The sequence below is a fragment of the Microbacterium sp. NPDC064584 genome, from assembly GCF_040687315.1.
Taxonomy (GTDB): Bacteria; Actinomycetota; Actinomycetes; order Actinomycetales; family Microbacteriaceae; genus Microbacterium; species Microbacterium lacus.
Genome location: NZ_JBFBMZ010000001.1, coordinates 292,634 through 304,955, shown reverse-complemented (window position 1 = coordinate 304,955; position 12,322 = coordinate 292,634). Strand labels below are relative to the sequence as shown.

The window sequence follows — 12,322 nt, the reverse complement described above, 5'->3', positions numbered from 1 at the left end:
CTCAGGTACAGTTGAGGGGCACCGGCACCCCCTCGTGCGACCCGCCCCCGCCGCAGAGATTGGCAACCCGCATCCCGTGACCCCGTCCGAGACGCCCGACGATCCCCGCCCCGCCGGCCCCGACGAACGCCGACCCCTCACGATCCTGATCGGTGCCGACACGTTCTCCCCGCATGTGAACGGCGCGGCCCGCTTCGCCGAGCGCCTCGCCGCCGGGCTCGTCGCCCGCGGGCACAACGTGCACGTGATGGCCCCCGCCGCGCAGCGCCACGACCACGGCACGCGGGTCGAGGTCATCGAGGGGCAGCCCATGACGATGCACCGCATCCCGTCGCACCGCTATCTGCCCCACGACTGGCTGACCTTCGTCTTCCCGTGGATGGCCAAGCACTATTCGCGCAAGGTCCTCGACGAGGTGCAGCCGGACGTCGTGCACATCCAGTCGCACATCGTGATCGGACGCGGCCTGTCCCGCGAAGCGTCCAAGCGCGGCATCCCGATCGTCGCGACGAACCACGTGATGGCCGAGAACATCCTCGACTTCACGACGCTCCCCGACGCGCTGAACCGCGTCGTGGTGAAGCTCGCGTGGGCCGACGCGAAGCGGACGTTCGATCTGACCCGCGCCGTCACGACGCCCACGCGCCGCGCCGCGGACTTCCTGGAGTCCACGATCGAGATCGCGGACGTCATCCCGATCAGCTGCGGGATCGACAGGTCCAACTATCGGCCCGATCTCACGCCCCGCGCGCAGAACCGCATCCTGTTCGTCGGACGCCTGACGACGGAGAAGCACATCGACGTCCTGCTGAAGGCCGTCGCCCGGCTCGATCCGGCGCTCGACGTCCACGTCGACCTCGTCGGCGGTGGGGATCAGCGCAAGAACCTCGAACAGCTCCGGCACACGCTCGGTCTCGACGAGCGCGTCACCTTCCACGGGCACGCGCCCGAAGAGGAGCTGCGCACGCTGTACAGCCAGGCGAGCCTGTTCGCGATCGCCTCGATCGCCGAGCTGCAGTCGATCGCGACGATGGAGGCCATGGCATCCGGGCTTCCGATCGTCGCAGCGAACGCGGTCGCGCTGCCGCACCTGGTCCACGACGGTGAGAACGGTTACCTGTTCGAGCCCGGCAACGACGAAGAGCTCGCCGCGCGCCTGACCGACGTGCTCACGGCGGCCCCGGCGGAGCGTCTCCGTATGCAGCAGGCGTCGCTGGACGGCGTTGCGATCCACGACATCAACCGCACGCTCGACACGTTCGAGGCGCTCTACCGCGCCGAACCGCTCCCGGCGTAGGCCCGATGCACGTCGTGATGTTCGGCGACCAGCACGTCGAATCGCTCGGCGGGGCGCAGGTCTCCATGCGCCTGCAGCGGCGGTTCCTCGAGCGCGCCGGGCACACCGTGACGATCGTGGCGCCGAAGATGCACGGGCCCCGGGCCGGGTTCTCCCCGGACCCGGCCTACGTGGACACCCCCTCGATCGCGATCACCCCCGACCGCGAGTATTCGCTGTCGTGGCCGGGCTCCCGCACCGACGGATTCGTGGATGCCGCGCTGCGCGGCCTGCCACCCGTGGACGTCGTGCATGTGCAGGCGGACTTCTGGGGCGCGTTCACCGGGCACCGGTTCGCGGCCCGGCACGGGCTGCCGGTCGTCCACACGATGCACAACCGCGTGGATGTCGGCATCCACGCCACCGCCCCCTTCCCCCGTCTCGTGCTCCGCGCTCTGAACCGCTGGCAGCGACGCGCGCTGCGTGACGTCCCGGGCCGTGTCCAGGACGGCGGTGACGGCTGGGCGTATCTCCGGCGCTTCGCCGCGCGCTCGCACGCGGTCACGGCGCCCTCCGCGCACTTCGCGCGCCGGCTCGACGAGCACGGCGCGCTCTCCCTCGTCGGGGAGCGCGTGATCGACGTGTGGAACGGCATCGACGACGATGTGCTGGATGCCGCGCTCGGCGACGCGGCCGAGCGGCTGCCCGGACGCCCGCGCTTCGTGTGGCTGGGACGGATGAGCCCGGAGAAGAGGCTGCTTCCCTTCCTCGAGGCCCTCGCACAAGCCCGCATCGACGCCGACGTCGAGATCATCGGCGGAGGAGGTCAGGAGAAGGCGGCGCGCCGCCTCGTGCAGCGCCACGATCTGGCCGGCACGGTCTCGTTCGCGGGGCGCTTGCCGTACGCACAGACGCTGCGCCGGATCGCCGCGGCCGACGCGGTCGTGCAGACCTCGATCGGCTTCGAGACGCAGGGCATGACCGTGTTCGAAGCCGCCGCGCTCGGCACGCCCGCCGTGATCAGCGACCCCGACATCGCCGACGAGCTCGGGGCAGGGTTCTGGTCGGTCGCCGACGGCTCGGTCTCCGCGCTCGCCGACACCCTGCGCGTCGCGGCAGCTGCCATCTCCGCCGATGCGGCCCCCGCGCCTGACCCGTCGATCCGCGAGCGCTTCCGGCAGTCCTCGCGGACGGCGGCCATGGTCGAGATCTACGAGCGGGTGATCGCGGGCTGATCGGCCCGAATCACTGCCGGCTGGGGCAGAAGTCGCCGCGGAGCGGGGTGCCACGACATCACGCGCCCCGACCAGCAGTCGTTCGGCACGCGCGGCGCGCGACGGTCAGGGCAGGCGGGTGCGGTCGGTCGGAATCCGACGGTAGCCGTCGTTGCGAAGAGAGACGATCGAGGCGCCGATCGCGTAGGCGGACAGGGCTGCAAGAGCAATCATCATCAACATGGCAGAAACGCTACGCTTGACCTGATCCTGCCAATAGTGGCAGGATGGACACCTATCGTTCGAATACTGCCAACGCCCGGGAGTCACCATGAAGACCGTCGCCGTCATCGTCCAAGACGGTTTCGCGCCGTTCGAATTCGGGGTCGCGTGCGAGGCGTTCGGCCTCGATCGCTCGGATGACGGCATCCCGAACTTCGACTTCAAGGTCGTGACGCCGACGCCCGGCGTCGTCACCTCGAAGCTCGGCTTCTCACTCAACGTCGACGACGACCTGTCGTTCGCGTACACGGCAGACCTCGTGGTCGTCTCGCCGACTCCGCGCGAGTGGTGGGACAACACCGACCCCCGCGTGCTCGACGTCGTCCGCGACGCCGCCGCGCGCGACGCGTGGCTGCTGAGCGTGTGCAGCGGATCGTTCATCCTCGCGCAGTCCGGCGTCCTGGACGGCCGCAAGGCGACCACCCACTGGATGTACGCCGACACGATGGCCCGCATGTATCCGGCGATCGAGGTCGACCCCGACGTGCTGTACGTCCAGGACGGTCGCATCATCACGAGCGCAGGCACCGCGGCGGGACTGGACGCCTGCCTGCACCTGCTGCGGCAGGAGCTCGGCGCGGAGATGACGAACACGATCGCCCGTCGAATGGTCGTGCCGCCGCAGCGCGACGGCGGGCAGGCGCAGTACATCCAGCGCCCCCTGCCGGAGGTCTCGAGCCTGTCGCTCGCGCCCGTCACCGATTGGATGCTGGAGAACCTGCGTGCGGACCTCACGGTCGACCAGCTCGCCGCGAAGGCGCACATGTCGGCGCGCACGTTCGCCCGCCGCTTCAAGGCCGACTACGGGACCACCCCCGCGTCCTGGCTCGGACGCCAGCGGATCATCCACGCGCAGCGACTCCTGGAACAGACGGACTACGGGCTGGACCGCATCGCCGAGGAATGCGGTTTCGGGTCCGCATCCGTTCTGCGTCAGAACTTCACCCGCGTGCTCGGCACGACCCCGACCGCCTACCGCAACACGTTCTGCTGCGAGATCGGAACGGGCGGGTCGGCGCTCGAGCGGCGCGCGGAGGAGCTCGCCGGGTCGGCCGCGTGAGCCGACGTCTCACCTGATCCGGGCGAGGCGCGGGCAGAACGTCGCCGATAGCGTGTGAGCGTGCGCGTGGGGTTCGGGAGGCTCTTCTCCCGCAGTACGATCGGCAAGGACGCCGTCTCCGGACTCGTGCTGGGCGTCGAGGCGGTCCCCGACGGGCTCGCGGCGGGGCTTCTCGCCGGCATCAACCCGCTCGCCGGTCTCTACGCCTACCTGTTCGGGATGATCGGTGCGGCGTTCTTCACCAGCAGCACGTTCATGGCGGTGCAGGCGACCGGCGCGATGGCGCTCATCGTCTCGGACTCCGACCTGCAGAGCCGCGCTGACCCCGACCGGGCGCTGTACACGCTCGCGATCATGACGGGGATCGTGATGATCATCGCCGGGCTCCTCGGCGGCGGGCGGCTCGTCCGCTTCGTCCCGACCCCGGTCATGACCGGATTCGTCACCGCGGTCGGCGTGAACATCGTGCTCGGCCAGCTGTCGAACTTCACCGGCTTCGCCTCGGAGGGGTCGAACCGCCTGTTCAAGCTCGTCGATCTGCTCCTGCACATCCCGCAGTGGAGCGCCGCCGCCGTCGCGGTCGGGCTGGTCGCGATCGGACTGATCTACCTGTTCCGCCTCACCCCGGTGGGATCGCTCGGTCTCGTGATCGCGGTCGTGATCGGATCCGGATTCGCGGCCTTGCTGAACGTGTGGGTGGCCGAGCCCGTCGTGCTCCTCGACGATGTCGTGGACGTGCCCAACGGCCTACCGGCGCCCGTGCTGCCGAACGTCGACGACGTGCTGTTCCTCCTGCTGCCCGCGCTCTCGCTCGCCTTCGTCGGGCTCGTGCAGGGCGCCGCGGTCTCGGCAGGGCTCCCGACCGCCGACGGGCGCCCCGCGGACTCGTCGCGCGACTTCGTGGGGCAGGGTGCCGGCAATCTCGTGGCGGGGATCTTCCAGGGGATGCCGGTGGGCGGGTCGATGTCGGGTTCGTCGCTCATCGTCCAAGCGGGGGCGAAGACCCGCCTCGCTTTCGTGTTCGCCGGCATCGTCATGACGCTCGTGATCTTCTTCGCCTCCGATCTCGTCAGCTACATCGCGATGCCGGCCCTCGCGGGTCTGCTGATCGTCGTCGGCATCGGGGCGGTCAAGCCGAGCCGGATCTACTCGGTCGTCAAGAGCGGACCCCTTCCCACCGCGATCATGGCGGTCACCTTCGGGCTCACCCTCGTGATCCCGTTGCAGTACGCGGTGCTCGTCGGGGTGGGGCTCGGGATCATCCTGTTCGTCGCCCAGCAGTCCAACCGCGTGCGGGTGCGGCAGGTGCACGTGCTCGAGCAGGGGCGCATGCGCGAGAGCGCGCCGCCGGCGCGGATCGAGGCCGGTCAGGTCGTGGTGCTGCAGCCGTACGGGAGTCTGTTCTTCGCGAGCGCTCCCGTGTTCGATTCGCAGCTCCCGACCGTGGACGAGGGCTCGCGCGGAGCGACGGTCATCATCCGGCTCCGCGGCACCGACCAGATCGGCCTGTCGCTCATCGAGGTGCTGCGACGCTTCGCGGGGGAGCTGCGGGCGGTGGAGGGCGCGCTCGTGCTCGTGATCAGCGAGAAGCTCGTGTACGACCAGGTGGTCGCGAGCGGGCTGCGCGACGAGCTCGGCGCCGCGAACGTGTACCGCAGCACCGAGTGGGTCGGCGAGACCGTGCGTCAGGCGTATGCCGACGCGCTGTCCCGCATTCGCTCCTGACTCCCACCGACACCCTGGCCCCGCGAGACTGCAACCGCGCGCCGAGACTCAGGGGATTCCCCCGAGTCTCGGCGTTCCGGTGCAGTCTCACGGTCAGCGCCGACCCATTGCCGGGGGGCCGGCGCTCTGCTAAAGTTGAGTGCAGAAGGCTCAAGTTTTGAAGAGAGCCTCACCACAGACTTCAGGAGACACCATGAACGCACAGCCCCAGCCCGGGCAGGAGGAGCAGCAGAGCGCCCTCGAGCAGTTCGGCATCAACCTCACCGACCGTGCTCGGCAGGGCAAGCTCGACCCGGTGATCGGACGCGACAGCGAGATCCGCCGGGTGAGTCAGGTGCTGACCCGCCGCACCAAGAACAACCCCGTGCTGATCGGCGAGCCCGGCGTCGGCAAGACCGCCGTCGTCGAGGGCCTCGCCCAGCGCATCGTCGCGGGCGACGTCGCCGAGTCCCTCAAGAACAAGGAACTCATCACCCTCGACATCTCCGCGCTCGTCGCGGGCGCGATGTACCGCGGGCAGTTCGAGGAGCGCCTGAAGGCGGTGCTCAAGGAGATCACCGAGTCCGACGGGCAGATCATCACGTTCATCGACGAGCTGCACGTGCTCATGGGAGCGGGCGGCGGCGAAGGCTCCGTGGCGGCCTCCAACATGCTCAAGCCCATGCTCGCCCGCGGCGAGCTGCGCCTGATCGGCGCGACGACGCTCAACGAGTACCGCGAGTTCATCGAGAAGGATGCCGCGCTCGAGCGCCGCTTCCAGCAGGTCTATGTCGGCGAGCCCACGGTCGAGGACACCGTCGCGATCCTCCGCGGACTCAAGGAACGGTACGAGGCCCACCACAAGGTGGCGATCGCGGATGCCGCGCTCGTGGCCGCGGCATCCCTCAGCAACCGGTACATCCCCTCCCGGCAGCTGCCCGACAAGGCGATCGACCTGATCGACGAGGCGGCGTCCCGCCTGCGCATGGAGATCGACTCGGCGCCGCTGGAGATCGACGAGCTGCGTCGCCACGTCGACCGCCTCAAGCTCGAGGAGCTCGCGCTGAAGAAGGAGAAGGACGCGGCATCCAAGGAGCGCCTCGCCAAGCTCCGCGACGACCTCGCCGCCGAGGAGGACAAGCTGCGGGAGCTGCAGGGCCGCTGGGAGCGCGAGCGCTCTTCGCTGAACCGCGTCGGCGACCTGAAGACCAAGCTCGACGCCGCGCGCATGGAGGCCGAGCGCGCGCAGCGCGAGGGCAATCTCGAGAAGGCGTCCCGGCTGCTGTACGCCGAGATCCCGGCGCTGGAGCGCCAGCTGATCGACGCCGAGCGCGATGAACCCGCCGGCGACCGCATGGTCAACGACCAGGTGACCGACGAGGACATCGCGTCGGTGATCGCCGCGTGGACCGGCATCCCGGTGGGTCGTCTGCTGCAGGGCGAGACCGAGAAGCTCGTGCATCTGGAGGCCGAGCTGGGCAAGCGCCTGATCGGCCAGAAGGATGCCGTCAAGGCGGTGGCCGATGCGGTGCGCCGCTCGCGCGCGGGCATCTCCGACCCCGACCGGCCGACCGGGTCGTTCCTGTTCCTCGGCCCGACCGGCGTCGGCAAGACCGAGCTGGCGAAGTCGCTCGCGGACTTCCTGTTCGACGACGAGCACGCCATGGTGCGCATCGACATGTCCGAGTACGGCGAGAAGCACTCGGTGTCGCGCCTGGTCGGTGCCCCTCCGGGATACATCGGCTACGAGCAGGGCGGCCAGCTGACCGAGGCCGTGCGGCGGCGCCCGTACTCGGTCGTGCTGCTGGACGAGGTCGAGAAGGCCCACCCCGAAGTGTTCGACGTGCTGCTGCAGGTCATGGACGACGGGCGCCTCACCGACGGACAGGGGCGCACGGTCGACTTCAAGAACGTCATCCTGATCCTCACGTCTAACCTGGGGTCGCCGATCCTGATCGACCCGACGCTGACGCTCGAGCAGAAGCGGGATGCCGTGCAGGGGCTGGTCCGGCAGGCGTTCAAGCCCGAGTTCGTGAACCGACTCGACGACATCGTGATCTTCCAGGCGCTGAGCCAGGACGACCTCGCGCAGATCGTCGAGCTCGCCGTCGATGCGCTGCAGCGGCGCCTCCGCGACCGCCGGCTCACGCTCGCCGTCACTCCGGATGCCCGGGCATGGCTGTCCGAGCGCGGCTACGATCCCGCCTTCGGCGCACGGCCGCTCCGCCGGCTCATCCAGTCCGAGATCCAGGACCGGCTCGCGATGGCGATCCTGTCCGGGGGCGTGCACGACGGCGACCTCGTGCGCGTCGACGTGGCGGCCGACGACTCCGCGCTCGTGCTCACCAGTGCCGGGCCCGCCGCGCCGGCGGAGCCTGCGGACGACGACGTGATCGAGGCGGAGCTGCTCGAAGACTGACCTGCGGCGGCAGGGGCAGGTACGGTCGGGGGATGCGCATCGCATCCACCGGCCGTTTCGTCTTCATTGCGCAATGGGTCGCCGCCGTGCTGCTGCCGGCCTTCTTCTTCATCGGGCGCGGCCTGGTCGGCGCCCAGCTCGGCTGGCTCTCCGTGCTCGGCGTCGTCTACGGCCTGTTCGTGATCGCCGTGCTGATGATCCCGCCGATCCTCACGCTCTTCGATCGGACGGTTCGGCGCGGCAAGGCCACCCGGCTCGGGTACGACATCGCCAGCTTCGTGATGTGGGCGGCGTTCATCGTCGCCGGGCTCACGGTCTCGGACGCGGGCGACGGCCCTCCGCTCGACTCCGCGCTGACCGTCTGGACCGGCGGGGCGATCAGCCAGGACGCGTCGACAGCGATCTGCTCGGTCGCCGGCGCCGTGATCGGCCTGGCCTACCTCGCGACCTTCGTGCTCGCCGTCGTCGGGATCGTCCGCTGGCGGCGCCCGTTCGACGCGTGAGCACCGCGCCCGGGCGGCAGCCCTCGGTCATCGGCGCCCTCTGGCGCTCCACGCATCCGGGACCGAGCGTCGTGGTCACCACGGTCGCGGTCGTCCTCGGCCTCGCCACGGGCCTCGAGCCCTGGCGCATCGTCGTGCTCGGCCTCGCCATCCTGGCAGGCCAGCTCTCGGTCGGGATCTCGAACGACGCCATCGACGCACCGCGCGACATCGCGAACGCGCGCCGGGACAAGCCCATCGCCCGGGGCGACGTGTCGGTGCGCGTCGCGTGGGCGGCGGCATCCGTGTGTCTTGTCGTGGGCCTGGCCCTCTCGCTCGTTCTCGGCTGGCGGATGGCCCTCGCGCACCTCGTCGCCCTCGCCTCGGCGTGGGCCTACAACGCCGGGCTCAAGAAGACCGCCCTCTCGGTCGTTCCCTTCGTCGTGAGCTTCGGGCTGCTGCCCTCCCTCGTGACACTGTCCGCCCAGCCGCCCGCGCTCGCGGCGGGCTGGGCGTGGGTCGCGGGTGCGGCGCTCGGGGTGGCGATCCACCTCACGAACGTCCTGCCCGACCTGGAGGACGACGCGCGCACCGGGGTGCGAGGCCTGCCGCACCGCCTCGGCGGGCGGATTTCGGCCGTGCTCGCCGCCTCCGCGCTCGCGATCGGGGCGGTCGCGGTGCTGATCGGGCCGGATGCCGCTCCCTCCCCCCTCGCGATCACCGTGTTCGCGGCGGTCGTGCTGATCGCCGTGACGGGCTTGGTGCTCGCGCTCGCCCGGCCGCCCGGCCGGTGGGTGTTCCGGCTCGTGATGCTCGCGGCGCTTCTGCTGTGCGTTCAGCTCGCGGCGACGGGGCAGGCGCTCGCCGCGTGAGGGTCACGCCCCGGCATCCAACCCCATCGCGTAGGCCCACGCGAAGCCGCGGCCCAGCGGCGGGGCCAGCATCCCGCGCACCAGGGTGCGCCGGACGAGATCGCCCGCTGCGCCGCGCGGCCGCCCGAGCAGGGTGTTGACCGCCGCGAGGGCTCCCGCGCGCCGGGCCGATGCCACGCGCCGCCGCTCCCAGGCCGCGAGCTCCGCGTCCGGTGCCGCGCCGGTGCGCACCCAGCGTGCGAGGAGGGGTGCGAGGCCGACGGCATCGAGCAGGCCGAGGTTCATGCCCTGCCCGCCGATCGGGCTGACCTCGTGCGCGGCATCGCCGATCACGAACAGGCGGCCCCGGCGCAGCTCGGGGGCGCACACGCGTCGGATGCCGAAGGCCGTGGCGGTCTGCACGGCATCGGCGACCGCCCCCTCGCCGCGGGCCCGCAGAGCCGCGCGAAGCCGCTGCATCCGAACCTCGGGCGAATCGACCGCGGGATCGGCGTCGGCGTCCCAGGCGACCACGCGACGCACGGATCCCGGCATCGGGAAGGACTCCAGCACGCCGCCGCGGGACAGGTTCACGACGGCCGTATGGGCATCGGGGCGGTCGGGGACCGGGATGTCGGACATGAGGTACCGGTCGGGGTAGACCTTCGCGGGCACGCGTCCGTCGCGGTAGGCGAGGGCGCGGGCGCTCCAGCCGCCGGCGAGCACGACGATCGGGGCGGTGAGCTCCTCGATCGCGCCGTCCGCGGGCCCGGCGCGGTGCACTGCGGTCACCGTGACCGCACCCGCGCGCGGGCGCACCGCCGTCACCTGGACCCCGCGTTCGGGGGCGATCGACGCCCCCGCGAGAACGTCCTCGGTCTCGGACTGGGGCAGGGTCGCGACGAACGGGAACCGCGCCGAGATCGTGTCGAAGCGGACCTCCCCGAGGACCCGATCGCCGGCGCGCGCGATCCCGCGCGGAACGCGCAGCGCCCGCGCGAGCAGCTGCTCGGTGATCCCCGATTCCTCCAGCGCCGCGAGCACCGGGGCGTGGAGGCCGATCGCCCGTGTTCCGCCGCCCGCGGTCACTCGTCGCTCCAGCACCCGCACCGTCACGCCCCGCCGCCCGAGCTCGCCCGCGAGGACCGTGCCGACCGGGCCCGCCCCGACGACGATCACGTCAGTCATCGGCGGTGCCCCGGGCGGTCGCGAGCAGGCGGAACGGGGCGGGACGCTCGACCCGCCAGGGTGCGCCGAGCGCCGCGGCGAGCTCATCGCGGCGGTAGCTGCGGCGGATGGAGCGCAACCCGTCGGTGCGCAGGAAGGTCCCCGGTGCGAGCGGGGTGATCCCGATCGCGTACAGCCCGTACGCCGCGCGGCCCCGCTCGATGTCGCCGTGCAGCACGAGTCCGCGGGAGAGGCGCCGGGAGTCTTCGACGAACCCATCGCGCTCAGACCCGGCGAGGTGGTGCAGGACGTGATTGGAGACGACGAGGTCGTATCTCTCGCCCCGCGCGAGAAGGTCGCCGCTGTGCGCGGTCTCGACGCGCACCGCGCCCCCGGCGCGCGCCGAGGCCACTTCGATCGCGCGGGGGTCGGGGTCGGCGCCCACCCACTCCGCCCGCAGGCCGTCGCGCGCGGCGGCTGCGGCGAGGCGCGCGACGACGTCGCCGCCGCCGCAACCGAGGTCGAGGACGCGCGCCGGTCGATCGAGCGAGGCGAGGAACGGGCGGATGCGGCGCCGATAGACCCGGCCCCACCCCGAGACCAGGCGGTTGACCGTGTCGAAACGCTGCAGGGTCGCGCGCAGCCGGTCCGGATCGCACGCCGGATCGTCCATGAGCTCGCGCAGGGCGAGGTCGCGCGCGGCGAGGCTCACCCGGCGACTGCCAGGCGCTGGTCGGTGCGGGGGGCGTCCTGCCGGAGGGGGGCCCGCTTGGTCAGGAGCACGGTCTCGACGGTGAGGCCGGGTCCGAACGCGAGCCCGGCGATGGATGCCCCGTCGGCGACGGACTCGTCGTGCAGCATGTCACGGAGGATGAACAGCACGGTCGCGCTGGACATGTTGCCGTATTCGCGCAGCACGGCCCGCGATGCCGACAGCGCGTCCGGGGCGAGGCCCAGACCCGACTCCACACGATCCAGGATGCTGCGCCCGCCGGGATGCACGGCCCACGCGTCCGGCTTCTCGCCGTCGAGGAACCGTTCGACGGCGCCGCTGATCTCCCGTCCGATGATGCGCGGCACTTCGGCGGTCAGCACCATCTCGAACCCGTCGTCGCCGATCGTCCAGGCCATGTCGGTCTCACCCTCGGAGGTGAGCGTCGTGGCGAAGCGGCCGAGGTCCAGGCCCGCCCGCTCGGACGGTCGGGCGGTCACGACGGCCGCGGCCGACCCGTCGGCGAACACCGACGAGGACACGATCTGATCGGGCGAGGTGCTCGGGCGGATGTGCAGGCTGCACAACTCGGTGCACACGACCAGGACCACCGCTTCGGGCTGTGCCGCACAGAACCGCTCGGCGGCGCGCAACCCCGGGAAAGCCGCAGCGCACCCGATGAAACCGAGGTGGTAGCGCTCGACCGAGGGGGAGAGTCCGAGGTCGCGCACGAGGCGGAAGTCGGGGCCGGGGGCGAAGCATCCGGTGCACGACACGGTGACGACGTGCGTGATCTCGGATGCCGCCACTCCGGCTTCCGCGAGCGCGAACATCGCCGCCTGCCGCGAGAGCTCGGGCGCGTGACGGATGTACTCGGCGTTGCGGAGCGCCGTTCCGGGGGCGCGCAGCGCGCTGGAGGGGTCCACGAACATGCCGTCGCCCCCGCCTTCGCCGAGTTCGGGGATGACTGTATGGCGGCGACGGATGTCGGACGCGTCGAAGCTCGCGCGGATGAGCCGCTGCGTGAGCCGATCGATCCCGGGCTGCGCCGCGAAGAAGTCGCGGATGCGCTCCTGGGTGATCACGGTCGGCGGGACGGCGGTTCCGATCGACATGATGCGTGCGGTCATGCTTCACGATAAGCCTGCGCGCGCC

10 protein-coding genes are annotated in these 12,322 nt (G+C 71.3%); 7 read left to right on the top strand and 3 right to left on the bottom strand.

Annotated features, from left to right (window positions below):
- Positions 1 to 76: 76 nt before the first annotated feature.
- The 7 genes from AB0P18_RS01405 (at position 77) to AB0P18_RS01375 (ending at position 9,309) form a co-directional block, all read left to right on the top strand.
- On the top strand, positions 77 to 1,297 hold the full coding sequence (locus AB0P18_RS01405; protein WP_363358585.1) for a glycosyltransferase: 1,221 nt from the start codon (positions 77 to 79) through the stop codon (positions 1,295 to 1,297).
- A 5-nt stretch (positions 1,298 to 1,302) separates the two neighbouring features.
- A complete protein-coding gene (locus tag AB0P18_RS01400; RefSeq protein WP_363358584.1) occupies positions 1,303 to 2,511 on the top strand; it encodes a glycosyltransferase in 1,209 nt (402 codons plus the stop codon).
- 310 nt (positions 2,512 to 2,821) lie between these two features.
- Positions 2,822 to 3,832 (top strand): helix-turn-helix domain-containing protein, encoded by a 1,011-nt coding sequence (locus AB0P18_RS01395; protein WP_363358583.1) that lies wholly within the window; start codon positions 2,822 to 2,824, stop codon positions 3,830 to 3,832.
- Between the two features lie 60 nt (positions 3,833 to 3,892).
- Complete coding sequence (locus AB0P18_RS01390) at positions 3,893 to 5,557, top strand: SulP family inorganic anion transporter (RefSeq protein WP_363358582.1); 1,665 nt, start codon at positions 3,893 to 3,895, stop codon at positions 5,555 to 5,557.
- A gap of 193 nt (positions 5,558 to 5,750) precedes the next feature.
- Positions 5,751 to 7,955 carry an AAA family ATPase gene (locus tag AB0P18_RS01385; RefSeq protein WP_363358581.1) on the top strand — a complete coding sequence of 735 codons (2,205 nt, stop codon included), beginning with the start codon at positions 5,751 to 5,753 and terminating at the stop codon, positions 7,953 to 7,955.
- 32 nt (positions 7,956 to 7,987) lie between these two features.
- Positions 7,988 to 8,458 carry a hypothetical protein gene (locus tag AB0P18_RS01380; protein ID WP_344050466.1) on the top strand — a complete coding sequence of 157 codons (471 nt, stop codon included), beginning with the start codon at positions 7,988 to 7,990 and terminating at the stop codon, positions 8,456 to 8,458.
- A complete protein-coding gene (locus AB0P18_RS01375; protein WP_363358580.1) occupies positions 8,455 to 9,309 on the top strand; it encodes a UbiA family prenyltransferase in 855 nt (284 codons plus the stop codon). Before AB0P18_RS01380 ends, AB0P18_RS01375 begins: the two co-directional genes overlap by 4 nt.
- A gap of 3 nt (positions 9,310 to 9,312) precedes the next feature.
- Here the strand turns inward: AB0P18_RS01375 and AB0P18_RS01370 are convergent, their stop codons facing one another.
- Genes AB0P18_RS01370 through AB0P18_RS01360 form a run of 3 tightly spaced genes read right to left on the bottom strand, consistent with a single transcriptional unit; the run spans position 9,313 to position 12,297 of the window.
- The gene (locus tag AB0P18_RS01370) at positions 9,313 to 10,476 is read right to left on the bottom strand and encodes an NAD(P)/FAD-dependent oxidoreductase (RefSeq protein ID WP_363358579.1); all 1,164 of its coding nucleotides are present in this window, start codon (positions 10,474 to 10,476) and stop codon (positions 9,313 to 9,315) included.
- On the bottom strand, positions 10,469 to 11,167 hold the full coding sequence (locus AB0P18_RS01365) for a methyltransferase domain-containing protein (protein ID WP_344050460.1): 699 nt from the start codon (positions 11,165 to 11,167) through the stop codon (positions 10,469 to 10,471). Before AB0P18_RS01365 ends, AB0P18_RS01370 begins: the two co-directional genes overlap by 8 nt.
- Positions 11,164 to 12,297 carry a type III polyketide synthase gene (locus AB0P18_RS01360; RefSeq protein WP_344050458.1) on the bottom strand — a complete coding sequence of 378 codons (1,134 nt, stop codon included), beginning with the start codon at positions 12,295 to 12,297 and terminating at the stop codon, positions 11,164 to 11,166. The genes AB0P18_RS01365 and AB0P18_RS01360 overlap by 4 nt, the downstream gene beginning before the upstream one ends.
- Positions 12,298 to 12,322 lie beyond the last annotated feature (25 nt).

Coding starts and splice junctions, on each gene's coding strand:
- AB0P18_RS01400 (WP_363358584.1), top strand. CDS start 1,303: ATGCACGTCGTGATGTTCGGCGACCAGCACGTCGAATCGCTCGGCGGG.
- AB0P18_RS01395 (WP_363358583.1), top strand. CDS start 2,822: ATGAAGACCGTCGCCGTCATCGTCCAAGACGGTTTCGCGCCGTTCGAA.
- AB0P18_RS01385 (WP_363358581.1), top strand. CDS start 5,751: ATGAACGCACAGCCCCAGCCCGGGCAGGAGGAGCAGCAGAGCGCCCTC.
- AB0P18_RS01380 (WP_344050466.1), top strand. CDS start 7,988: ATGCGCATCGCATCCACCGGCCGTTTCGTCTTCATTGCGCAATGGGTC.
- AB0P18_RS01370 (WP_363358579.1), bottom strand. CDS start 10,476: ATGACTGACGTGATCGTCGTCGGGGCGGGCCCGGTCGGCACGGTCCTC.
- AB0P18_RS01360 (WP_344050458.1), bottom strand. CDS start 12,297: ATGACCGCACGCATCATGTCGATCGGAACCGCCGTCCCGCCGACCGTG.